Source organism: Nostoc sp. (assembly GCF_036919575.1).
In the GTDB taxonomy this organism is placed as follows: Bacteria; Cyanobacteriota; Cyanobacteriia; order Cyanobacteriales; family Nostocaceae; genus Nostoc.
The window spans coordinates 13,527-39,086 of record NZ_JBALBY010000057.1 but is presented as its reverse complement, the minus strand read 5'-3'; the positions used below and the strand labels follow the sequence as shown (position 1 = coordinate 39,086).

General features: G+C 41.7%; 18 protein-coding genes. 9 read left to right on the top strand and 9 right to left on the bottom strand.

What is annotated here, in order from left to right:
* Positions 1-183: 183 nt before the first annotated feature.
* Complete coding sequence (locus tag V7K27_RS15860) at positions 184-549, top strand: hypothetical protein (protein WP_334948771.1); 366 nt, start codon at positions 184-186, stop codon at positions 547-549.
* 169 nt (positions 550-718) lie between these two features.
* On the opposite strand, the gene V7K27_RS15855 is transcribed toward V7K27_RS15860, so the two are convergent.
* On the bottom strand, positions 719-1,864 hold the full coding sequence (locus tag V7K27_RS15855; RefSeq protein ID WP_334948769.1) for an NYN domain-containing protein: 1,146 nt from the start codon (positions 1,862-1,864) through the stop codon (positions 719-721).
* A gap of 63 nt (positions 1,865-1,927) precedes the next feature.
* Entirely contained in the window at positions 1,928-2,800 is an 873-nt protein-coding gene (locus V7K27_RS15850) for a D-alanyl-D-alanine carboxypeptidase family protein (RefSeq protein WP_334948767.1), read from the bottom strand.
* 581 nt (positions 2,801-3,381) lie between these two features.
* Between V7K27_RS15850 and mnmG the strand changes: the two genes are divergently transcribed.
* Both mnmG and V7K27_RS15840 read left to right on the top strand, forming a co-directional pair.
* Positions 3,382-5,325, top strand: a complete 1,944-nt coding sequence (gene mnmG / locus V7K27_RS15845) for a tRNA uridine-5-carboxymethylaminomethyl(34) synthesis enzyme MnmG (protein ID WP_334948765.1) — start codon at positions 3,382-3,384, stop codon at positions 5,323-5,325.
* A gap of 453 nt (positions 5,326-5,778) precedes the next feature.
* Positions 5,779-7,071, top strand: coding sequence for a hypothetical protein (locus tag V7K27_RS15840; RefSeq protein ID WP_334948763.1), 1,293 nt, complete (start codon positions 5,779-5,781; stop codon positions 7,069-7,071).
* 61 nt (positions 7,072-7,132) lie between these two features.
* On the opposite strand, the gene V7K27_RS15835 is transcribed toward V7K27_RS15840, so the two are convergent.
* The 4 genes from V7K27_RS15835 to V7K27_RS15820 form a co-directional block, all read right to left on the bottom strand.
* On the bottom strand, positions 7,133-7,561 hold the full coding sequence (locus V7K27_RS15835; protein WP_334948761.1) for a type II toxin-antitoxin system VapC family toxin: 429 nt from the start codon (positions 7,559-7,561) through the stop codon (positions 7,133-7,135).
* The gene (locus V7K27_RS15830; protein ID WP_334948759.1) at positions 7,558-7,788 is read right to left on the bottom strand and encodes a hypothetical protein; all 231 of its coding nucleotides are present in this window, start codon (positions 7,786-7,788) and stop codon (positions 7,558-7,560) included. Before V7K27_RS15830 ends, V7K27_RS15835 begins: the two co-directional genes overlap by 4 nt.
* A 9-nt stretch (positions 7,789-7,797) precedes the next feature.
* A complete protein-coding gene (locus tag V7K27_RS15825) occupies positions 7,798-8,166 on the bottom strand; it encodes a hypothetical protein (protein WP_334948757.1) in 369 nt (122 codons plus the stop codon).
* A gap of 196 nt (positions 8,167-8,362) precedes the next feature.
* Complete coding sequence (locus tag V7K27_RS15820) at positions 8,363-8,590, bottom strand: hypothetical protein (RefSeq protein ID WP_334948755.1); 228 nt, start codon at positions 8,588-8,590, stop codon at positions 8,363-8,365.
* 925 nt (positions 8,591-9,515) lie between these two features.
* Here V7K27_RS15820 and V7K27_RS15815 point away from each other — a divergent pair.
* From V7K27_RS15815 to V7K27_RS15800, 4 genes are all read left to right on the top strand, one after another.
* Complete coding sequence (locus V7K27_RS15815; protein WP_334948753.1) at positions 9,516-12,323, top strand: DUF3131 domain-containing protein; 2,808 nt, start codon at positions 9,516-9,518, stop codon at positions 12,321-12,323.
* Between the two features lie 418 nt (positions 12,324-12,741).
* On the top strand, positions 12,742-14,712 hold the full coding sequence (locus tag V7K27_RS15810) for a glycosyltransferase (protein ID WP_334948751.1): 1,971 nt from the start codon (positions 12,742-12,744) through the stop codon (positions 14,710-14,712).
* Positions 14,713-14,941: 229 nt separating this feature from the next.
* On the top strand, positions 14,942-15,715 hold the full coding sequence (locus tag V7K27_RS15805; protein WP_334948749.1) for a hypothetical protein: 774 nt from the start codon (positions 14,942-14,944) through the stop codon (positions 15,713-15,715).
* A 143-nt stretch (positions 15,716-15,858) separates the two neighbouring features.
* A complete protein-coding gene (locus V7K27_RS15800; protein ID WP_334948747.1) occupies positions 15,859-16,185 on the top strand; it encodes an STAS domain-containing protein in 327 nt (108 codons plus the stop codon).
* A gap of 42 nt (positions 16,186-16,227) precedes the next feature.
* Here V7K27_RS15800 and V7K27_RS15795 read toward each other — a convergent pair whose 3' ends face one another.
* Positions 16,228-17,418, bottom strand: a complete 1,191-nt coding sequence (locus V7K27_RS15795) for a PP2C family protein-serine/threonine phosphatase (protein ID WP_334948745.1) — start codon at positions 17,416-17,418, stop codon at positions 16,228-16,230.
* 248 nt (positions 17,419-17,666) lie between these two features.
* On the opposite strand from V7K27_RS15795, the gene V7K27_RS15790 reads away from it, so the two are divergent.
* Complete coding sequence (locus V7K27_RS15790; protein ID WP_334948743.1) at positions 17,667-18,116, top strand: ATP-binding protein; 450 nt, start codon at positions 17,667-17,669, stop codon at positions 18,114-18,116.
* Here the strand turns inward: V7K27_RS15790 and V7K27_RS15785 are convergent.
* On the bottom strand, positions 18,113-22,951 hold the full coding sequence (locus tag V7K27_RS15785) for a response regulator (protein WP_334948741.1): 4,839 nt from the start codon (positions 22,949-22,951) through the stop codon (positions 18,113-18,115). The genes V7K27_RS15790 and V7K27_RS15785 overlap by 4 nt on opposite strands.
* Before the next feature lie 13 nt (positions 22,952-22,964).
* Positions 22,965-24,308 carry a cellulose synthase subunit BcsC-related outer membrane protein gene (locus V7K27_RS15780; RefSeq protein ID WP_334948739.1) on the bottom strand — a complete coding sequence of 448 codons (1,344 nt, stop codon included), beginning with the start codon at positions 24,306-24,308 and terminating at the stop codon, positions 22,965-22,967.
* Positions 24,309-24,822: 514 nt separating this feature from the next.
* Between V7K27_RS15780 and V7K27_RS15775 the strand changes: the two genes are divergently transcribed.
* Complete coding sequence (locus V7K27_RS15775) at positions 24,823-25,554, top strand: hypothetical protein (protein WP_334948737.1); 732 nt, start codon at positions 24,823-24,825, stop codon at positions 25,552-25,554.
* Positions 25,555-25,560: the final 6 nt, after the last annotated feature.

Below are 25,560 nucleotides of genomic sequence, written 5' to 3'. Positions count from 1 at the left end.
AGCCGCGACTTCCAGTCGCCTGGTGCAAGATATAAGGTAGGGTATTCTGACTCCTGAATTCTTTTAGTTAATATTGCTGAGGTAAATATTACACTCGCTACTAGTTTGTGTGGATTCTACTGAACCAAAATCTGGCTTTAATAAGCCAAACTAGCTCTAGAAGACAATCAAAAGAATATATATATGCCTCGTCAAAAACGTACATACCGCGCTCTAGAAAAAGCGGAATTAAGACTTGCTGGACTCAGAGCAATTAATCCTGATATGGATTTTGGAGATACTCGCAACATACAAAACATCACCAAAATTAGTCAGCAATTACGCATCAACATTGATGCTTATAATACTGCTCTATCTGTAATTGACTCTTCTAAAACCAACATGGATGAATTAGAAAAAACTTTAACTGATCTCACTGATAAAATGCTAATTGGAATTGCATTTACTTACGGCACAGATAGCAGTGAATATGAAATGGCGGGTGGTCTTCGCAAAAGCAAACGCACTACTCGCAAAAGCACGGCGACATCCTCAAAGACAACTCCATAATCAACTGACTTTTCACGTTATATAGAAAAGCCACAAAAAACCTAACCCCCTAACCCCCTTCCCTACAAGGGAAGGGGGAAAATTCTTGCAAAACTTAATTACGAATTACGAATTACGTTCGCGTAGCGTGCCGGAGGCTCTATTACGAATTACGAATTATTTAAAGGTGTCAAACTAGGCGGGGGGGTGTGGGGATTTGAATATGAGGAGCAGGTATAGGTATAAAACGATCGCAAACCGACTTAAGAATACGATTAATTTGTCCTTCGTAAGCACATCCAATTACAGTTTTTCCATATTCATGCAGCTTTTTAGCTAAAGCAGCAAATGCACCATCACCTGATACAATTACAAAAACTTGCAGTGTCGGACGATTCTGAGCTAATTCCATGACATCAATAGCTAGTTGCATGTCTGCTGCATTCCGTTTGTGACTATAATCAAAAATTTGAATTGCTTCAATGCCAAGTTCTTGAATCTCATTCTTGAGTAGCCTTAATCGAGAATCACTCCAGTCAGCATAAGCGCATTGGATAGCAATTTTATTAACTAGAGTAGTCTTTTCGAGATTTGTTTGAATTTCTTTCAAAGAAAAATTTAAGTTGGGATTATTTCTACCCATTGTTAAGTTCTCAATATCATAGAAAATAGCTGTGTTAAACTGCTCAGTCTTAGGTGAACCGTTAGCTGTAGTAGTAAACTGCTCTACACAAACCTGACGCTGCTTTAAGTCTTTAAACTCAGCTATTAAAGACGTTATTTCTGTTCTTGATTCAGAATTACCTTTTTTCTGTTCTAATTGTGTAATTACTGTTGTTAAATCATTGATTTGCAACTTTGCTTGTTCTAATTCCTGCTGTAACTTTTCAGTTAATGTATTGATTTGACTCTGGGTTTGGACAGTTTGCTCCCGGAGTTCTGCAATGTTTCTGGAAAAAATTTGCTGGCGTTGCTGGTAAGCAGTTACCAAAGCTTGCTGGACGATATCCCATTCTCTGGGAAAAGCCTCACGGGTACAGACTTGTAAAACTGTTTCATAACCAGCAACTGCAATTTCTAAATTACTTGCAGGGTTCCCTTGCTCAAACCCTTGAATAATGGTACTCAGTTTGACAACGACTCTGGCTATATTAATCGCTTTGGCAGGTTCTTGAGCAAAGCGATCGCTTACCCATTTTCGCAACCTTAAAGCTAAATTATCATTGAGTTTGCTTAAGTTATGTTGCAGAAGTGGATATATTTCCTGATTTTGATAAATTGCTTTTAATAAATCCATCAGGAAAGTTTGTTCCTGGTTAGCAGCTTCGTTTGGCATAGTTAAATCCCTGACAATACATATTTTCGGTTAGTATTCCCAAGTTTTCATGCTATCTAACAATTAAAGTGGGGTAATCCAATAAGTAATGCCTCGGACAATTTTTTTGTTAAAACCAAACAGAAGTAAATTTTCTTTAGATAAACCTACATAAGTCCAATGTGGGACATCATTTTCTACAGTTTGAAACCAACCATTTTCATTCAGAGCTTTTATCTGTTCTTTATTAGATACGCGTAAATCAATTGCTAATCCCCAGAGATGTTGTGAAGTTCCAGGAGGTGCAACCAAACCGAGGATTCTTGTTTCTTGACCCTGTTGAACTTTTGCTAAAATTTTATCATTAGCATATTTGTGCCAAAATCTTAAATTAGTATTGAAAGTGCGAGTACAATCACCAGAGCCATAACCAGATTTTAGCGGGATATGTTGCTGGATTCGCGCTTTATTTAAAGCATCAGCCGCCGATTTTTGTAAATAACAGTCGTTAGTGCCATCAACATGAACCATTGTTAAACTAGATTGAAATTCTTGGGTTTCTTGTTCATTTGCGAAGATATCTTTTAGCGGTAATTTAATTCCGACATCTTGATTTACAAAGACTGCGCCATAGGCACGTAGCAAAATATATTCATAAGTACCCGGCTGGGGAATTGTCGGTAACTTCTTTGCGATCGCAGATAAAAAACGCTGTTGATTATTTAATTCTGGGTTGGGAATGAACGGTTGTAATCTTGTCTCTTGAGAAGGATCTGTACAAGGTAATAAATCAGTACTCAAGCATTGGTTTAATGGTTGAGCAGTTATACTCAATTGGTTGTGGGTAATTTCATTACTAGCTACTAATGTAAAAATCATTAATATAACTATAGTGATGAAAGTTATCTTTCTGATAAGTCTAGTAATATTTCTTTTCTTTCTGATGGTGAGTTTCATTTTTAAATAGTTGACTAATTGATTCAAGAATAAAAATCAATCCGGTTCAGCTTAGGCTAAAATCTTTTGTAAAAGTAGACGTAGGTTGGGTGGAGCGGAGCGCAACCCAACTGATTATCAGGATGTTGGGTTTAAAACCCCGTGCTTCACGCAATGCTTTAAGTTTTGTGGCAATGAGTCTTTATCCCCGTTACAAAACTGTACTTCCGACTTCCGACTTCCGACTTCCGACTTCATTATCAGGATGTTGGGTTACGCAAAGCCTCCACCCAACCTACATTTTTTTTGCAACTAGATATGGTTATATATAACTTTTGCAAGATATCTAATATATATCCGTAATAAATCCATTTCTGTTGATAGCTAACCATCTAAAAAATACCTGTGATAGATAAACCGGAACATTGCCACAATTCTTCAAAAAGATAAGATTTTTTACCTATTACTCAAGTTGAAAAAGGAAACTTGTCTCTAATTGAGTACTAGTAAATTTGATAACTTGATTATCAAAAAGATACCTCCAGGAAACCACTGGAACAGTTAAAATTGAAAAGAACTCTAAGCTTGCCGATCCTGTAAGTATGACCATGCACAATTCTGTTGAATTTCAAGACGCTTTTGATGTCATAGTCGTCGGTGCAGGTCACTCCGGTTGCGAAGCAGCTCTCGCCTCTGCCCGCCTCGGTTGTCGTACCTTGCTATTGACGCTCAATTTAGATAGAATCGCTTGGCAACCTTGCAACCCCGCAGTGGGTGGTCCGGCGAAATCTCAGTTGACTCATGAGGTAGATGCACTCGGCGGCGAAATTGGGAAAGTAGCAGACCGCACTTACTTACAAAAACGTATCCTCAACTCTTCACGAGGTCCGGCTGTTTGGGCATTACGCGCCCAGACGGACAAGCGCGAATACGCAGCAGTGATGAAAAGTATTGTTGAGAACCAAGAAAACTTGACAATCCGCGAAAGTATGACCACAGATTTGGTGCTGGGCGCTAATGGTGAAGTCATCGGCGTTGAAACTTATTTTGGTGTAGGGTTCCAATGTAAAGCAGTTATCTTGACAACTGGCACCTTCTTGGGAGGGAAAATTTGGGTTGGTAACAAATCAATGCCAGCCGGACGCGCTGGGGAATTTGCGGCTGAGGGATTGACACAAACTCTCAATCGCCTAGGGTTTGAAACCGGAAGGCTGAAAACTGGAACTCCCGCACGGGTTGACAAGCGATCGGTAGATTATAGTAAAATGCTGATCCAGCCTGGGGATGAAGATGTACGCTGGTTTAGTTTTGACCCAGATGTGTGGGTAGAACGGGAACAATTGCCTTGCTACATCACGCGCACAACTGCCGAAACCCATCGCCTAATTCGGGAGAATTTGCACCTTTCGCCCGTCTATGGCGGTTGGGTGGAAGCCAAAGGCCCGCGTTATTGTCCCAGTATTGAAGATAAGATTGTGCGCTTTGCTGATAAGGAAAGCCATCAAATTTTTATTGAACCGGAAGGAAGAGATATACCCGAACTATATATTCAAGGGTTTTCTACAGGTTTACCAGAAAATTTGCAATTGCAGATGTTGCGGACTCTCCCCGGCTTAGAAAAATGTGTGATGCTGCGTCCGGCTTATGCTGTGGAGTATGACTACTTACCAGCAACTCAGTGTTATCCCACACTGATGACTAAGAAGATTGCGGGGCTGTTTTGTGCTGGGCAGATTAACGGCACGACAGGTTATGAAGAAGCCGCAGCTCAAGGGCTGGTGGCGGGAATTAACGCGGCTCGATTTGTTCGCTCTCAAGAAATGATTGTGTTTGCCCGTGAGCAAAGTTACATTGGGACGCTACTTGATGACTTGTGTACAAAAGACCTGCGGGAACCTTACCGGATGCTTACCAGTAGGTCTGAGTATCGATTGCTGTTGCGTTCTGATAATGCTGACCAACGGCTGACACCCTTGGGACGGGAAATTGGTTTAATTAGCGATCGCCGTTGGGATCTATTTACCCAAAAACAAGCAAATATTACCACAGAAAAAGAAAGATTGCAAGTTACACGCGTCAAAGAACATGATGAAATTGGCATAGCGATCGCATCTGATAAGCAGCAATTAATTAAAGGTTCTATTACCCTGAATGAATTACTGCGGCGTCCGGGATTCCATTACGTTGACCTGGACAGATTCGGACTGGGAAACCCCAACCTGAACCGCGTTGAGAAAGAAGGCGCAGAAATTGACATTAAATATTCCGGCTATCTCGCTAGACAACAAAATCAGATTGACCAAATTGCCCGTCAAGCGCACCGCCACTTACCTGGGGATTTAGACTACACAACAATTGATACTCTCTCCAAAGAGGCACGGGAAAAGCTAACTCACGTAAAACCACTCACTCTTGGTCAAGCAGCACGTATTGGTGGTGTAAACCCAGCCGATATAAATGCCTTATTATTATATTTAGAATTGGGTAGAAACAAGAGCCAGTCTAAGTTTCCAGCGTTAGCTTTACACAAAGTTGATAAAGACTGAGTATAGTAGTAGGGAAGGAGATTGGTATGATAGATGACATAAATCTTTGTACTGCCATTATCAGCAATCTCCCGATGAAAGTTGAGTTTAATACCAACGTTCAATCAACTCGTCTTAATCGGACGGGGGATTGAATGTTTGATTATTGAAGAAGAATTCAGAATCCAGAATTCAGAATTCAGAATTAAGCAATCTTTCAGTCGGGGATTCAGCGCAAAGTGCGGTCTTGGGGTCTCCCCAAGAGGAGCAACTTTGTAAGAGAGATCCGCCACTGAATTGTTGCACCACCAAATCTACGATTTGGTGGGGGTCTAAAAAGAGGTTATTCATCCGCCAGTCATACAGAATTCATTCTGAATTCTGACTCCTGACTCCTGAATTCTGTTCGATAATCCTAATTTCCAGGCAGTAGGGGCGGCGTTTCTCCGTCCTCGCAACAAAGATAAAACATCTATGTTACAAGAAGCCAGCACCCGTCCTCGTCTCATAGTACCGGAACCATCAGAAGACTTAATCGCCAACGAGCCTTGGTCGATAGAAAACTATGCTGATGGACTAATGGATGAACTCTTTGGCGATATCGACTACATTCTAGATGTTAGTGGTAATCTGCCTTTTCAAACCGTTAGGCGCAGTAGTCAGAACAAATCGCAGTCTGCTGCGGGAGTTTCCCCCCAAGCTCAAAGTCAGTCGCCTCCAGAATACGTGCCTCTGCAAACAGTTACGATACCCACATCAAAGCAAGCAGTACAGTCAGTTGTTCCAGATAACCGCAAGCACTTAAGTACTGTTAAATCAGTTAGTAGAAAGCGTCAAAAAAGTAGTCGGACTTTGGGCAAACTACTGATTGTGGGAACAACTTTAGGCGTGGCGATCGCTGGTACTATCTACCTGATAGAGTCTGGAGTTATATATCTTTTAAATGCCAAATTGCCTGAATCAGTTCTTCTAGTGCCCCAAGTACAGCCACAGTTGCCTGTAAAAACAGAAATTGAGGCAGAGTTAGTTGACTATATGCTGGAAGCGCTAGCAGTTATAGACAAGCAAGAAGGAAAAAGCAATCAAAAACCAGAATTCTCCAATCGGGCAAATAGTAACCAAATAACCCTTGGGAACGAGCGAATAACTGGTAATCTACCAGCATTTTCACCAGCCCCTAACCGTTCTGGAAATTTTGTTGAGCGTATCTACGTCCCCGTTTATCAAGCGCCGTCGCCACTGCGTTACGCGTTCCCGGTTATTCCTGGTAGTCCGACACTTTTACCACAAGTTGCCAATGCCTTAAAGGGATCTCAACCGGATGTTGTAAAAACGGCTCTGAATTCAGTGCAAGAAGCTGCCAAACCTGTAACCGCCAACTTTGCTGCGGCTGTACAAGCCGGATTTCAACGTGTGGCTGGGAAAACTGCACCGATTACCGTGCGGCAAACACCCAAGCCTCTACCAGCATTACCAGTAGTTCCATTACGGGCTGCACTGGCACCAGAGTCAGAACCAACTATTACCCAGGAACAAGTATTTCCGGCAACTGCGATCGCGGATGCTCCTAGTGATACCTTAGAGGGATTGCTAGAATTGGGCAAAAAATCTGCGGCTTTGTTTAAAATTGATGGCGTGACTCGCCGCGTTAATATGGGTGAAAGTATTGGCTCAAGCGGTTGGACACTAGTAGATGTTAGTAATGGCGAAGCTATCATCCGGCGTAATGGCGAAGTGCGATCGATTTACGCGGGGCAGAAATTATGAGAAGGAGTCAGGAGTCAGGAGTCAGAATTCAGGAGTCAGAATTCAGAATTCAGAATTCAGACTACTCGCTATCTTGCGCCCCTAACGGCTGTAACAACTGATGAATTGACAAAACGGGTACGGATGAACTCAAAAAACCTTGCGTATCGCGTGTCAAAATAGCGTCTAACCCTTCAGCAATAGCACAAGCGATTTGAATGGCATCTTCAAAATCAGCTAAACCAGATCCGAACGCTGATTCCAAGACGGCTCGATTAACGGCACAAATTACCATAGCAGTTAGCGTTTCTGAAACTGCTTGGCGTGCTTGCTCAATGCTGCGAGTGTGTCTTCGGGAAATATAAAAAATATCTGTAAGTGTTGTCGCTGTGACATATCCAACGACACGACCAGAATCAATCTCCTGAAACAACAGTTCCGCGTCCTGGAAAAATGGCGATCGCTGCAACAGGAAATCTAGGACAATATTGGTATCAATTAAAACTTTCACTGGAGATACTTGTCCACCCGTCGCTCTTCTAACATTGCAGCCACTTCTTTATCAGTCGGTGCCGGCTGATCTGTTTTTAACAAGCCTCGCATCCGTATAATTGCGCCAGAGCGCTCAGGCTGAGAAATTGGCGTATCTTGCAACGACTCAATGATAGCGCTCACCAGTGCAAGGCGATCGCTCGGTGGTAGTTTGAAGACCTGCTCTTTCAATTCTTCTAGCAACATAGACGGCTCCTATGGTCGAAGGTTTCTACCTAGCTCTTGATACAAAGATTCTGCTACACCTTTATATGCTTTATCGAGGTCATCGCGTTTGACTACTCGAAAAAGAGTAAAAATAACTTGTCCAAAGATTGGATCTTCGTCAACTGCCAAAATCACCCTTAGCTTTTGAGAAACCCGTAGCGTATACAGCGAAGATTCGTAACCATTAATATTTGACAGTAGAGGAAGACGACGCAACTGACGATAAACATCAGCTTTTTGAGTTGGGAAGAGGCTAGCGCGATCGTTAATTTTTTGAATCGCTGTTGCTTTCTCATCTTCGCTTAACTTAGCAAGATCCTTCTCAAAACCTCTTGTTGACTCAATTAGAACATCCACGTTACAAACCGCCAATCTAAATTTAGCTACTTGCTCTCATAATTTAAGCATAACAACAAAATCTCGTTACCCAAATAGCCCAATGTCCAAGGTGTGCATCAACTCATAATCCAAGAATGGCAAAAGATGTAGTAAGCAAAATCACATCTGTTTTGAATTTGAGAGTTTGCAATATTGGTATCAATTAAAACTTTCACTAGAGATACTTGTCCACCGGTCGCTTTTCTAACATTGCAGCCACTTCTTCATCAGTCGGTGCTGGCTGATCTGTTTTTAACAAGCCTCGCATCCGTCTAATTGCGCCAGAGCGCTCAGGCTGAGAAATTGGCGTATCTTGCAACGACTCAATGATAGCGCTCACCAGTGCAAGGCGATCGCTCGGTGATAATTTGAAGACCTGCTCTTTCAATTCTTCTAGCAACATAGACGGCTCCTATGGTCGAAGGTGTCTATCATTTAGTATGAGCGATCGCGCCTTCTATTGATCAGATTTATTGACCCTGCTACAGAGATTGCCTTGGGATCATCACTGACTATTTTGCTACGTCTGCTCCAACGTTTTGTTAGACTACGCTTTGGCGACAATTTCACGATTTCCCAGCCATCCTAAAAGTTCATAAGGTGTACAAAGGATTGGTAGCTCATAATCAAAATCAAGACTGATCTCTGCTGACTTTCCCTGAAATTGAGCATTGGCAATCAGACGTAGACGTAGGTTGGGTGGAGCGGAGCGTAACCCAACTGATTCTCAGGATGTTGGGTTACGCAAAGCCTCCACCCAACCTACAATTTTTTTTGCAACTCACTGATTCTCAGGATGTTGGGTTACGCAAAGCCTCCACCCAACCTACAAGATGAGGATATTTGCCTTAAACATGATTCGTACAGTAAGTAGGTGGGTGGGAAAATTTATAAGTATGTCATTGCGAGTGAAACGGAGTGTAACGAAGCAATCACAAGGACTTTGGCGGTTTTACATTTTGTTACATAGTTAGGTTAATTTGTGCCTACCTACTTAGTGAGAAAACCTATACTCTGAACCCTGGTAGTCGGCTTGACTCATAAGGGACTTCCAAATAAAAAAATATCCAAAAATTTCTTGTGGTGCGGGCCGAAAAGCCCGCTAATCACCAAGGACGGGCAAGATGCCCATCCCACAAGATAGAATAATTTATTTTTTGGAGTTCCCTAAAAAAATCTCTCATAAGTACGCGATTTGATGTTGTTCGCTGGCGCTACTCGACTGAATCGATAAAGCCATTACGAAAAGAATAGACCTGATAAAAGCTTGATTTATGAATTATAACTGTACAGACGGGCTATAACGCTCCTAACTCATTGTTTGCAATATGATATATAAACCCCCTCAACAAAAGCTGTTGAGATGGATTGCATTATTCCTAATTGGAACATTTCTGCAATTGTTGTTCTACATCCCGACGCCAGTTTTATCCCAATCCAATAGCTGTAGCAATATTACAGTTCCCCTGACACCTGAAGAACAAACTTACGCTCGTGGTGCTTGGCAGTATTTTGTCAAAAATTATCAGCCAACAACGGGATTTAGCAATTCTACTGGGGGTTATCCTTCGGGTACACTCTGGGATATGGGGAATTATCTGATGGCATTGAATGCTGCACGCTGGTTGAATCTTACTGACCAAGCAGACTTTGATAATCGCCTGAATAAGTTTTTGACGACTCTCAATAGCCTGAAGTTATTTGAAGATACCTTACCCAATAAAGTCTATAACACAGCCACCGCACAGATGGTTGATTATAATAATAATCCGGTTGAGCGGGGTCTTGGTTGGTCTGCTTTGGATGTCGGGCGAATACTGGCTGCGTTTGATGTGATCCGCACCTGTCATCCTCAATATAATGATTGGCTCAAAGGAATTGTAGCAAAGTGGCAAGTAGCGCGATCGCTCAAAGATGGACAACTTTTTGGCGCTACTGTTCTCCCGGACAAGAAAACGTTACTGGTGCAAGAAGGACGACTCGGCTATGAAGAATACGCCGCTAGGGGTTATCAACTTTGGGGTTTCTCTGCACCCAAAGCTATTTCTTTAGAACCATTTAAGTTAGTCGAAATTAATGGTGTGCAAATTCCCGTTGATACCCGTGACTTTCAAAGCACCAATGCGAATAATTATGTTGTGAGTGAGTCTTATATTCTTGAGGGGATTGAATTTGGCTTGCAAGGTGAGTTAGCTGATTTTGCTGCCAGAGTCTTAGATGTGCAAAAACGGCGTTTTGATACCACAGGCCAGTTAACTGCCGTTACAGAAGATAATATTGACCAAACACCTTATTTTCTTTACAACACCGTCTACGCTAACGGTGCAAGCTGGGCAACAATCACGGATGCCAATAAAGCTTATCCACAGTTTCGCAGCATCAGCACAAAAGCAGCTTTTGGCTGGCGCTATCTTTTTCCAGATAATGCCTATGCCCAAAAAGTTTTTGATGCAGTTAAGGATCTTCGCAGTCCTGATGATAGCGGTTATTATGCTGGTATCTATGAAGAATCAAAACAACCCAATAAAGCTTTAACAGGTAATACTAATGGGTTAATTTTAGAGATTTTATACTATAAAGCTAGGGGAAATCACCCTTTAATTGCTTCCACTTCTGCAAGTGTGTCTAGTGGTAAGCCTAGTGAAAATGCTTCTCCTGCAACACCTGCAAATTCTACTGCTACACCTGCTACACCTCCGATCGCAACCCCTGCAAACACTTCTACTAAAGTCATAGAAGTCACGGTTGCACCGATTCCACCAGTGGATAGTCCTAAATCATCATCTAACCTGAAACTAGATCGACCACTGACGATTATTGAACGGCGTTATGCAGATGCGGCTTGGGGATACTTTCAAGCAAATTATCATTCTAAGAGTGGGCTGATCGACGATCGCAGTGATTTCAAAGGCGCAACCTTCTGGGGATTGGGAGATTATCTCGCAACACTCCATGCAGTGCGATCGCTCGATATAATTACGCCAAAAGAATTTGACGGGCGCACCCGACAGCTTTTAGCAGCTTTAACAAAGTTACCGTTATTTGCTGGTGAATTGCCGAGTCGGGGTTATGATACGCGATCGCTACAACCAATAGATTATGGTGGAAATCCAGCCCCAGAAGGAACCGGTTGGTCAGCTTTAGATTTAGGTAGAATGCTGACAGCGCTTTACAATTTAAAAACCTGTCATCCAGAATACACGGCTGCCGTCGATAAAATTGTGCTGGATTGGTCATACTTGCGTGTGGTGCGTGAAGGTATTCTTTCCAGTGCCACTGTCATCAAAGATCAAGATGGGCGACTTCTTACCCGCGTCAACCCGGAAACCCGCTTGGGTTATGAGGAATATGCAGCTCGTGGTTTTCAATTATGGGGATTTAATGTTGAGCATTCTGCTGTTGGCGGTGAATATCAAACTGCCTTAGTAGAAGGAGTGAAAGTCCCAACTCAACGCCATCGCACAGATACTAACTCCAAAGTTAACCAATATACAGTTAGCAATCCTTTCTTACTCTATGCACTAGAGTTTGGACTAGATCCACAAATGCGATCGCTCTTTGAACCAATTTTTCAGGCGCAAGCTGAACGTTACCGTCGCACCGGAATCTTCACAGCCTCAGCCACCACTTTGATTGATCGTAAACCTTACACTGTTCACAGTACAATTACTGGAGAGGGTGAATCTTGGGTGGCTTTAGGAGATGACGGTAAACTAGTACCAAAAGGGCGATTAGTAAGTACAGCAGTAGCTTTTGCCTATCATGCCTTGCTTCCAGAAAACAAGTACACTCAAGAGTTACTGCAAGGAACGACTGATTTATATAATCCATTAGTTGGATTTTATGAAGGCTTTTATGAAACCACGGGTAAAACGGCAGTTGGTTTCACCAGTAGCACCAACAGTATGATTTTGCAATCTTTGCTATCCGAAGTGACGAATCGACAACCCCTAATTCGTCCGACTACCACCATGAAATCTCCTTGGTGGCAGGCTGTTGCTCAAGGAGATTCTGGGCGAGGTTTACCTAATACTGCTAGACAACGAACCAAGTTAACTTCTGATAGTTCTGGAACTTACTGGGTTTCAGGTAGCGAAAATACTACGTTAGGAAGTGGTACAAAAGTTACAAATTGACATCCCAAATTTTCTTGTGGGATGAGTGTCCGCACCCGTCCCATATTCAGCTACGGTGTATACACAAGTCATCGAATTACCCAAAAATCTTGAAAAACCTCACCCTGGTTCTGCTACGCAAAACCTGTCCCTCTCCTTAGTAAGGAGAGGGAAAACCTTCTCTTGGAGACGCTGTTCGCGTTCGTGGACTAATACAAAATCAAGGATTCTTAACCCAGGTCGGTCGGTAAAGTCTCGTGTAGACGCGGTTTCTAACCGCCCTTTTAACTTCTCTTCCTTCTCTTCCTTCGCGTCCTTCTCTACGAGACGCTACGCGAACGCGTCCTTTGCGGTTTGTTAAAAAAATTGACTTTGACAAAGAGTGCTAACCTTAACCCAAGCGTATTGGAATATAATCTAAAATCCAAAATTGTCTAATATGACTTCAGTTTTTATTAGCGATCATTCCTCAAACTTTTCTGGTAACAGCCGCTCGTTACTCAAAAAAAGAACGCTGTTATTTCGCTACCTGGCAGAAATAAATTTAATTTTTGGGATCTGGTATTTGCAATGGCGCATTACTCATTCCATCAATTTTGATGCGCTCTGGCTCTCGATTCCTTTGCTAATAGCAGAAATTTATAGTTATTTTGGCAGTGTGATGTTTGTAATTGGGTTGTGGCGTCCTTTAGTCCGACAGATTAAGTCTCTCGACCAAATGACCCCACATCTACCCAGTTCGGACTGGCCAACAGTAGATGTGTTTGTAACATGCTACAACGAACCACCAGAAATTGTCGAAGAAACTGCCAAAGCTGCTCTGGCGATGAATTACCCACCAACAAAGTTACGGGTTTATGTGCTAGATGATGGAAACTCGGCTGATATGCGAGCGATGACAGAAAGATTGTGTATTCAGGATTTGCAGTCACCACTACTACAACAAGAAGCGGAGCGGATTGATGCAGAACACTCTTATTTGTTGGAGCGCCTAAAGCAACTAGAAAATCTGACACCTAATACTCAAGCCGCAGAACAATGGCTGCAAACATCATCATCAGAACCAGTTACCGAATTTGTGCAAAGTCTGCGATCGCTTATACTGTGGTTATCTCCGGCTGATCAAAGTATAAGCGATCGCTTAATTACCGAACGCAAAGCCTTAGAAGAAGCTATTAGCAAGAAAGAACTAGAACTAGTTGAACTTGCTCGTTTTCGCTATATTGCTCGTCCGAAACTAGCTGGTGTACCCCACCACGCTAAAGCGGGTAATCTCAATTACGCGATTTTTTCTGGAGAAACTTCAGCAGAGTTTATTCTTACCCTAGATGCTGACCATATTCCCAAACCACAATTTCTCAAGCGAGTTCTGCCTTATTTCTATACCTATAATCTTTTCACAGGTAAATATCAGCAGAATAAAATTGCTTTTGTACAGACACCCCAAGATTTTCATAACATTCCTCCAGGCGATCCGTTTGGGCATCAAGCACATTTATTTTATGGGCCACTCCAACAGGGGAAAGATGGGATGAATGCCGCCTTCTATACGGGCACAAATGCAATCCTGAAGCGTGAAGCATTAGTTAGTGTCGGACTGCAAAATTTTGCTGAGGAATTTGCCAAAGATGAAAAAAGTTTAAATGAATTTGATTTAGTTGGTGGGATATCCAGTAATAGCATTACGGAAGATATGAATACAGCCATGCGTCTACATAGTGCTGGCTGGAAATCTATTTATCACCATGAACTTTTGGCAGAAGGTTTAGCGCCAGAAGACCTGAGTTCTACTCTGAAACAGAGGCTACGCTGGGCACAAGGAACTATTCAAGTCTTACGGAGAGAAAATCCGCTCACAAAACCAGGGCTAACCTTTTGGCAAAGATTGCACTATTTTCAGACGATGTATAGCTATTTCTCTGGTTTTGCGACTCTGGTTTTTATTTCTTGCCCAATCATCTATTTCTTCACAGACATTGTTCCAGTTAGAACCTACGGGACTGATTTCGCTCTACACTTTCTCCCAGCTTTTATTATCAACCGCTTGACTTTTCTCACAGCTGCTTGGGGCATTTCACCTAGAGAACTTTGGCGAACAGAGCAATATGCGATCGCTTTATTTCCCTTATTTATCCAAGCCGTATTAAGTGTGTTTTTTGGGGGCAACGTCAAATTCCAAGTAACACCTAAGCAGCGACAATCTGGAGTCTATCTCCAACTAGTCTGGCCTCAACTAATTATCTTTATCCTCACTATTATCGGAATATTTTGGAGTCTTTACCGCTTTGCAATTGATCATCTAAATAATCCTTTAGTTCACCTAATCAATGGTGCATGGGCTATCTATAACTTGTTACTTTTGTGGGCTATCATCCGTGCATCTGTTTGGCAGCCTCCAAAAGAGACTTAAGAGGATGTTTTAAAAGTCTTTCTAGTTCGCCTGTTAAGAGTACACTTCATCAAGAATTGGACTTTGGACAAAAGGTAAAAAATAGTTTACTTCTTACAAGTAAAAATACTTTAGTATCCCGAAATTTTCCGATAAAATCTATCTAAAACTCACTGAGATATTGTGTAAATTTATACTATACCCATAATTTATTGCTTAAGATAGATTTACACACAATCAATGCAAGAATATGAAAAAATTTCTGGGTGCTTTAATGGTTTCTAGTCTAGTAGGACTAGGAGCCTTTTCTACCGTTAACAAAGCTCAAGCCGCATCTCTAACAATCGATGCTACAGACACTTTTTTGAGAACCTACGCTGACGCAACTTATTATCAAGGTGTGAATACTGTTGCTGGTAACACTAAAGCCATATCTCTAGCAGATTTGGGTTTGAAAGGTGGCGACTCCATCAGCCTGAATACTTCTGGTATATTTAACACGAGTGTTTGGAATCCAGGTCAAAGGAGCGACATGATCGGGGTATTCAGTACCTCAGACCAGCTTCTTGATATATCTTCTGAAAAACGTGTGGTTGATGATGTAGCCCTCAATCAGCAAGACGCCAACCAATATAGCTACACTCAGAACACCTGGACGTCTAATACTTTGTTTGATTCTACCGCCTTGCCAGACTCTACCTTTGACTCTGACAAAAATGCTTATATGTGCAGTGGTGCGAGCTTGAGTGACACTAACAGAACCTGCGGTCAACAAACATTCTTTGATGGTGTTTTTGGTATCTTCGGTGAGACGACACTTACGATTCCCACCACGGCGAAGTTTTTGTTCTTAGCTGTGAATGATATTTTTTATAGTGACAATGCTGGAAAAATGTTGGTAGATATTAACAAAACAGGAACTGTGGATAATCAGGTTTCAGTTCCAGAACCTAATGCTGTTCTTGGTGTGCTGGCAGCGATCGCACTAGCATTGAAAATGAAACGCACTTCCCTAAGCTGCTAAATAGCTACAGTTGACTAAAAACTCCACCCACAAGGGGATGGAGTTTTTTATGCAATTGAGAACCGATGTATGGCGGTTTACATTAGAACAATGCCAAAATAGAAATATATATTTTTCAAGTTAAATAATCGGAAAATAAACCCATGAAGTTGAGTGTAACAGTACTAGAATTATCTGGAATTTTAGATGGTATTAGAGGTAATGAACTACGTCGTGAAGTTAGCAACATTGTGGCCAATGGAGCCGATATTTTGTTGATTGACATGAAAGAAGTAAACTTTATTGATAGCTCTGGTTTAGGTGCTTTAGTATCAGCAATGCAAATAGTCCGAACTGCTAATGGTAAACTTTTTGTCTGTTCGATCAGCGATCAAGTCAGGATGTTGTTTGAACTGACTAAAATGGATAGAATTTTTAAGACCTTTGCTGACCAAGATGAATTCAAGCGCCAAATATGGACAACACAATAAGGTGCAAGACAACAGAAAATTCAATATGCACATTTGACTATACTAACCAAAGTTAATTTTTACCAAAGATAAATCATCATCAAGATTATCTTGAGCATTTAAGGCGAGAATCTTCGCTAATAGTTGATTTAGCTTATATGTATCTTTCTGGCTATATTCGGTTAGTAGGTCAATGAAAGCATCAATACCCCAAATTTTCCCATCTGACTGCTTAATTTCATAAGCACCATCACTAAAGATATATAAAGTGCTGTTTTCTTCGACCTCTAAAACAGCATCCTCAAATTGCACATCAGGTAAAAAGCCAATTGGTAAATCTAAAGAACTTAGCTGTTTAATTTGGATGTTTGTTGTAGAGGTCTTAGATAACAGTAAAGCTGGTGGATGTCCGGCGTTGGCATAAATGAGTTGACGTTTAAGGCGGTGATAAACTCCATACCAGATTGTGAAGTATTTATCACCGTGCTTTGTCATTTGGAAGGCGTGATTTAGGGCTTTGAGGACTTCACTTGGTTGACAAAAGTTAGTATTCGGTAGAGATTGCGATCGCAAAACATTAAGAACAGATACAGATAGGAGGGCTGAACCCACCCCATGTCCTGATACATCCAACAAATAAATCGCCAAATGATCCTCGTCAATCCAATGATGATCGAAGCAATCACCCCCTAACTGTGCTGAAGGAATAAACAGACTTTCTGTAGTTACTGCTCCTACAAGCGGTGAAGGTAGAAGCGATCGCACATAATCAGCTGCCTCAGCCAATTCTGCTTCCAAAATTTGCTTTTGGGTTTGCAAATCCCGATTGAGTGTCTCCAAAGCTTGCTTTTGACTTTGCAAATCCTGATTCAGCTGGTGTAACCTTAATCCTGCTCTTACCCGTGCTTTCAATTCATTCATCTCTATTGGTTTAGAGATAAACTCATCTGCTCCAGCGTCAAGTCCCTTAACTCTATCTTCCTCCTCTCCTGGAGCTGCTCCCCTAGCAGTCAATAGAATAAAAAAAGTAGTTGTCAATTCTGGATCTGCTCTAATTCGACGACAAACTTCTAGCCCATCTAGCTGGGACATCATCCAGTCACAGATAATCAGAGCCGGATGTAATAATTGTGCTTGTGCAATTCCTTCCTCGCCATTCCTAGCGATACTAGTATCATAGCCCTGATTTTGGAGTGTTCTTTTCAGTACTGTTCGCACTATCGGGTCATCATCAATAACCAGAATTTTAAACATAGATTACAGTTTATTAAGTAAAATGATACGTAAATAGTTGCTTTAATTTAACTTATATGCAATTTAGTTTGAAATGTATAGTGAAAATACTCAAATTAAATTAGGACTTACGCAAAACTACACGCGGTAGGGGCAATTCATGAATTGCCCCTACTGGAAAATCGGGGTTTTGGCTATTGTTTGCGTAAGTCCTATAAATAAATTAATTACCGAATATGATCATCTCAAAATATTTTATTGGTTAAGAAGTGAAAAATAAAATTTATCTAAAAGTCAACACAGACCTGACAGCGTTGCCTCAAGTATTATCTTGGTTCGAGCAGATGAATCAACCACCTATTCTTGATAAACAAATTTGGTGGCAATGTCAAACACTTTTGATGGAAGGCTTTACTAACATTGTTGAACATGCTCACAAAAATTTACCTATTGAAACTCCTATTGAGATGGAAGCTGTGCGGTTAGATAAATATATAGAAATTCGCATCTGGTCTCAAGGTAAACCCTTTGACTTACAGCATAAATTGCGGCAAACATCTGAATTTGAGGAGAATGAGCAAGACCGTGGTCGTGGTTTAAAAATCATGTCTGCCATTGCTGACAAGTTGAGTTATGAGCCAACAGTTGATAATCGTTACTGTTTATTTATTAGTAAAGTTATTTATGAAGGGAGTGGGGAGTGGGGAGTTAGGAGTTAGGAGTTAGGAGAGACGCGATTAATCGCGTCTGTACAGGAGTTAGGAGAGACGCGATTAATCGCGTCTGTACAGGAGTTAGGAGAGACGCGATTAATCGCGTCTGTACAGGAGTTAGGAGTCTTGATTAAAAATTCTTGGATGCGTTTAATAAACTCTTCTAATTCTGAGATGAAGTTGGTAGTACCTCGACGTTCTTGGTTACGAGCGAATTTTTCTAATTTTTCTGCCGCCAATTGCATGGTTGTAGCTCCCATATTGGCACTAGCACCTTTAATTTGATGGGCTTGGAGCGCTAGTTCTTGAAAGTCATAAGCTGCGATCGCTATTTTAACTACCTCTAGACGAGGTTCAATATCTTCAACAAATATTTGCAGTAGTTCTAATTCAAATTCTAGGTTGTTTTCTGAGAGTTGATGCAAACGTTCCCAATCAATTGGGAGGTCAACTGAACCTGCATCTGTTGTAGAAACTGTCTGCTCTGTGGCAGCTGTTTCTTTTGCCGTGAATATCACACTTCCCCAACGCTCTAGCGCCGCCGCCAATTTTTCTTTAATTACTGGCTTGCTCAGATAGTCGTCCATTCCGGCATCTAGACACATTTGTTGATCTTCTTTCATGGCATTAGCTGTCATCGCAATTACTACAGGGCGATAACCACTAGCAAAGCTGCTTTCTTGCCAACGATGAATTTCTTTTGTGGTTTCTAAACCGTCAAGAACTGGCATTTGGCAATCCATCAGAATTAAATCGTAGGGAATTTTTTCCAATAACTGCAAAACTTCTTTCCCATTACCAGCGACATCAGCGCTATAACCCAGACTTTGGAGTTGCTTCAAAGCAACTTTCTGATTCACCAGATTATCTTCAGCTAAAATAATTCTAAGTCTGGGCGAGTCAGGAGAATGATAATTCCTGTTGTTTTCGTAATTTTTCCCTAACTCCTGAATTCTGAATTCTGAATTCTGACTCCTGACTCCTGACTCCTGACTTCTGACTTCTGTCTCCTCTTGTTCCGCCTGCGTTCCTAAGATAGTCATGATGGTATCGAGGAGTCGGGACGGCTTCACAGGTTTGACCAAATAAGCCGCAAATCCGATTTTTAGCGCCCGTTGAATTTCATCCCGTTGATTAGTAGAAGTAAGCATAATCAAAGGTAGCCCAGCGATCGCTGAATTTGCCTTAATTTGCTCTCCTAAAGTCATGCCATCTATTTCTGGCATCTGCATATCAATCACAGCAACGTCATAAAGATTTTTTTGCTTGGCGGCTTCCTGAATAACTTTGAGGGCAGTAGTAGCCGAAGCAGCTTGATCCACCAGCATCCCCCAACGGATAGCTTGATGGTGGATGATTTTGCGATTAGTGGCATTATCATCTACTACTAACAAGCGTCGATTCCGCAAAAGTTCGCGTTCGCCCTGAGCGTTGGCTTTGCGATCGCCTTCTGAGGAAATCGGGTAAAGTTGCTTGGCGAGAGTTATTTCAAACCAAAACTTAGATCCTTTCCCCAACCGACTTTCTACGCCAATTTCTCCTCCCATCAAACTTACAAGTTGCTTGCAGATGGCTAATCCCAAACCTGTGCCGCCATATTTGCGGGTGGTGGAAGCATCTACTTGGGTAAATGGCATAAACAGTTTGGATTTGTCTTCAGGGGTAATGCCAAGACCGGTATCTGTAATGGCAAAATAAATGCTGGCTGTAGTAGGGCTTTCCGATCGCAATTCTGCTCGTAGTACTACCTCTCCATTGCTGGTGAACTTGATCGCATTGCTGATCAGGTTCATGAGAATTTGCCGCAGGCGGCCAGCATCGCCTTGTAGCTGGGTGGGGACGTTGCTATAGATCAACGCGGCAATTTCTAATCCTTTATGATGGGCTGAGGGAGCCAATAATTCCAACACCTCTTCCACACAGGTAGATAAATCAAAATCTAGAGTTTCTAGTGCCATTTCTCCAGCCTCAAGTTTGGACAGATCCAAAATTTCGTTGATTAGGGTTAAGAGGGCATCTCCACTAATGCGAATTGTTTCGATAAAATCGCGTTGCTCAGAGTTTAAGGGAGTTTCTAACATTAAGCCTGTCATCCCTAACACAGCATTCATCGGAGTCCGAATTTCATGGCTCATGTTGGCCAAAAAGGCACTTTTGGTTTGAGAAGCTAATTCAGCTTGGTGACGGGCAAGTTCGAGTTCTCGTCGCTGTTGAGTTTCGGCGTTTAACATTTGGGCTTGGGCTAAGGCAATGCCTACTTGGTCAGCTATTTGCCGTAAAAGATGAGTTTCAAAGCTAGACCAGTGGCGGGAACTGCCACACTGATGGACAATCAGCAAACCGCAGAGTTCTTCTTTGACAAGAAGGGGTATGACCAAATGGGACTTGACTCCAAATTCTTGCAATAATTCCATATGGCTTTTTTCGGCTTCAGCTATATCGAATTCAGCAAGCCCCAGATTCCGTTTTTGACGAAACTGCTGTAGATAGTACTGCTGTACGTATTCTGCTTGAAAGTAAGCATCGATGAACTTGTTTTCTTTGATTGCTAGCCACCCAGAAACTACTGCCTCAACCACGGTGGCTTCAGATTCATCTGTCAAAGGTTGATAAATCAAGACTCGATCGCTATGGAGAATTTTTTGTACCTCCGTAACAGTGATTTGGAGAATTTCTTTGATTTGCAAAGACTGACGAATCTTCAGGGTGATTTCAGTAAATAATTGCGATCGCAAGTTTTGGCGCTGGATTTCTTCTTCTGCTTGCTTGCGTTCAATAAACTGCCCTACTTGCTCACCAATAGAATTCATCACTGTTGCCAAATCTGGTTCAGGTTGCTGAATCTGATGGCTAAAGCAAGTGATGACACCGAGAATTTTTTTACCACTACGGATCGGAAAACCGAAAGCTCCGTGCAGTTCTGCTTCGGCAGCGATTTGAAAGCGGATGAAATTCTGATCTTTAACGACATCAGCGATCCAAACAGGTTCACCACTAGCCCAGACACGGCCAGGCAGCCCAATTCCTGGTGCAAAGGTGGTTTGCCGACTTAGGATGTCAAACTCTTGCATCTCAAAGGAGATTTTATACCATGAATTTAGGAAAGTTAGTAGATTTGCTTGCTGATCTACCATCCAGAATTCACTTAAATCCCATCCCAAACTTTCGCAGATTCCTTGCATGATTTGGGGCATGGCTTCGTTGATTGTAGTTGACTCTGCTAAGACGCGTGTTGTAGAATATTCTGCCTTGAGATGTTGTTCAGTTCGTTTGCGTAAGCGAAGCTCGTCGTGGATATCGCTGATGTCAATACCTGTGCCAATAATATATTCAACGTCGCCATTATCGTCTTGCAAGCTAGTGTTAGTCCAAGCAATCAGCCGGCGACTGCCATCCTTAGTTACCCAATAGTTTTCGTATTCATAGGGCGCTTTACCAGATCGCAACTGCTCAAAAACTGCTTTAACCGGACCGATCTCTTCAGGAAGTATAAACAAGTTCCAGAAATGCCTTCCTCTCACCTCATCAAATGAGTAACCAGTGTTTTTTTCACAAGCTTGATTGAAGCGAATAATTTCCCCTTGTGTGTCAAGAACTATTACTAAAGTGCTGGCTGTATCAAGGACTGCTGAGATAAAGTTACGTTCTTTTTTTAATGTCTCCTCTGTTAATTGACGCTGTTTTACCTCACGAGAAATGAAGTAGTAGACTATGGCCAAAATCAGAAAACTTAGACAAATAGCGATCGCAAGTGTCAAAAGAGTATTTTCGGCACTAGTTTTTGTGATTTGTAACTGCTGCTGAAGTTCTTGCCTCTCTTTGTTTTCCATCTCATGAATGATATTGCGGATATCACTCATTAAGTTATCTCCCTGATTTGTATTTATGATCTCCAATGCAGCATCTAATCCGAAATTCTGGCGCAAGTCGATAGTCTTTTTCAGTTCGTTAAGTTTTAGTGCAATCAGAGGTTCAAGGGTGTTGATTTGACTCAGTTGCTTAGGATCATCTGCTGTTAATTTCCTTAGCTCTTTAATTTCGGGAGTAAGTTTGGTAATTGCTATCTGATATGGTTTTAAATACGCATTCTGTTTAGTGAGTATATAACCCCGTTGTCCCGTTTCAGCATCCTTGATATTAGATAGCAATTCTTGCAAGCTGTTGATTGTCACTTGGGTATTGTTCAACTTTTTACTAGTGTCAATCAACACTCCCGTACTCTGATAGAATAACGTGCCAATCAGGACTAAAATTGTCAACGCCAACCCAAACCCTGTGGCAACCTTTTTTAACAATTGTTTGCATCCCTTCTGTGGCTGTTTGGATGTATCACTTACTAATACCAAACTTGCTAAGTTGCGCCGCATTTCTAGTTGCTTGATTACCTGGCGACCTAGCATTTGCAATGCTTTAACTTGTTCTAGAGACAGGTTTCTTGGTACATAGTCAATTACACAAAGTGTTCCTAGTGCATATCCTTCAGGGTTAATCAGTGGCACTCCAGCATAAAACCGAATATTCGGGTCAGAGGTGACTAAGGGGTTTGTAGCAAACCTTTCATCTTTGGTGGCATCAGGCACAATAAAAATTTCCGGTTGCATAATCGCATGAGCGCAGAATGCCTGATATCGGGGTATTTCTAGGGCTTCCATTCCAACCTTTGACTTAAACCACTGGCGATCGCTATCAACTAAACTGATTAAAGCAATGGGAGTTTCACAAATATATGAGGCTAAACGGGTGAAGTCGTCAAAGACAGCTTCCGAACGAGTATTAAGGATCTTGTACTGCAAAAGAGATTCGATTCGTTGTATTTCGTTATCAGGTAATGGTGTTTTCATTATTTACTGGCTCTTAAAATTTGACCCGCAACTGTCCTGTCAAAGCATTACCACTGTAGGCACTTCCCCCTGTATCTTGATTGCGGACATTGCTAAAGCTATAGCCCAAGTCTGCTTCTATATTGGGCGACAGCTTTACCGTACAGCGCGTTTGATAGGTATTGGCGTTGTCAAATTGTCCTTTAAGTCGCTGTTGTCCTAAGTTGGCAGCAAGGCGACAGCGTAAGAAATTAGCAATATCTCCCTCCCAAGCGACCTCAGCGTTGTAAACTAGAAAATCTGGTGGAGAAAAATAGCCACTTGTGCGTTCTAAATTGCGATCGTAACTCAAAGTAAATAAGTTAGCTCCCAGAGAAAACTGTCCAAACTTGCGCTCTAACCTACTAAAAGACTGCACCTCGGAATTACCATCGTTGTAACTACCCAAACGCAATGACGATAACAAGCTGGTGTCACGGTCAATCTGCCAATATAAATCAGGCCCAAATCGCCAAGCAGTAATTTGATTACCTAAAGTTCGGGCATTGAATTTATAAGGCCCTTGTTCTAAATTACCTGATAGTATTACTGCCGATAGCAATTTACCTGATGGCGAAACTTGCGGCGAAATAGAAGCCTCAACCCTAGCCTTGAGATTGATAGCTGTGGGTAAACGATTAAACACATCAACTCCGACTGCTGTTTGCAGAGTCAGTTGCTCAATTTTTCCTTGCCATCCAACTTGTAATGGGAAATTGGTAATTGATTCAACACCGGGTTGCTCAAAGAAGTTAAAACCTGTCTTGAAAAATATTTTATTGCCATTACTCAATCGAAACTGAACCGTTGGTTCAAGGAAAAAATTAGTTTGGTCAAAGTTCTTTATGTCATAGCGATAATCTGTATAAATACTTTCCAAAACTGCATCCGGCGTTTGTGGTTGGGTGGAAGTTGTTGGTGAGCTAGAATTCTGCGGTGGTTTGGGTAACACTGGCGGTAATCGCAGTGAAGGATTGAAGTTTTCGGGTGCCGCCATCAAAATAGGTGTAGGATTTATTTTGATGACTCCCTGCGTCCATTCTGAAGGTGATTTCCAGGTCTGATGTGCTTGGGCAGCTTGTAACTTAGCTTCTGATAATGTCCAAATACCGACGCTACAGATTACTCCTAATTGAATCTGTAGACATCCCAAAGTCAACTCAGTGTACAAACTAGATCGAGAACTATCTGCCATCGGTCGATACTGTAGTTGTAAATAAAAAACTTGCTGCCAAAAAATTTTCTGACTGCTAGCTGATATATTCGGCTTGGGATTATGATGCCCAAAATAAACGCTTGTTAAGACATGGCAAAAATCTCGTTTCCAGCCAGAGGCCATAGGTGTCAACTTAAGCCAAAACCCTTTTAAAACCTCGTTTCCAGTCTCTGGCTGGAAATGCTGCTCGTTGCGGCTCTGCCGCAAGTCTTGAGGCGGAGCCTCTCGGAATGCATTAAGAGTCGGAGACTGGGAACGAGATAATCTCTAAAAGCTGCTTATAGACTGGCTTTCACGTTAAGTTGACACGCATGAGCATTGCTGTGCCCCTACCGCGTGGTCTATTTACCTGAAAATAGCTGTAATTACGAATTACGAATTATTTAAGTTGTCACCAATAAGCCTTATCAAGCAGGTTTTTAGGACTTGTGTGTACACCGTAGCCGTTTTGGGGAGAGGAATGGAAGCGGTTTTTGTAGTATACTTTACGACTTTTCAAACATCCTCTTAACAATTCTGTTCAAAATCTAGGGTTTTCCGTAGTGAAAGTTCTATAACAGTTTGCTCATATTATTTCCCTACATGAGATAATTTCCTATTAAGTATTTAACATAAAGAAAATTAGCTCAATCTTCGTATGCAGCAACTATCAATCCATAGTGTGGAGTTACCAATTCATATTAGTGCTAAAACAATTGCTCGACGTTTAAGTGTGACAGTTATGTGCCTCACCTTAGCAGGCGTGTTAAGTGGCTATTTCTGGCTCTCGAAGTTTCCCTTCCCAGCTACCAAATGGTTTTACGAACTATTTAGCCTAGATGGAGAATTCAATATTCCTGCCTGGTATTCCGTATTCTCTCTATTATTTTGTTCGGGATTACTTAAAGTAATTACCGCTATTAAGACGCAAGATCGCTATTTTTCTTACTGGAAAACCCTATCTTGGATATTTTTCTATTTGAGTTTGGATGAAGCATTTAGCTTTCACGAGATTTTGATTATTCCGTCAGTGCGACAATCGCTTCATCTCAATCCGATATTTTTCCAAACCTGGGTTATCCCTGGTGCTATTTTAGTGGGAGTTTTTGCATTTAAATATCTCAAATTTTTGCTCCATCTCCCTCAAAAGAGTCGGTATTTATTTCTGATTGCCGCAGTTGTTTATGTGGGTGGAGCCTTAGGTATGGAAATGGTGGGTGGAGTTTTGAGAGTAGATTTTGGGCGACGCACCCTAATAACGTTAATTGGCATTATTGCTGAAGAGTTTTTGGAAATGGTCGGAATTGTGATTTTTATTTATGCGCTGCTAGCTTACCTTAGCAGCTTGAAAGAAAGCATTCAACTGAAAATCTATATATCTGAAAAGTGATATGAA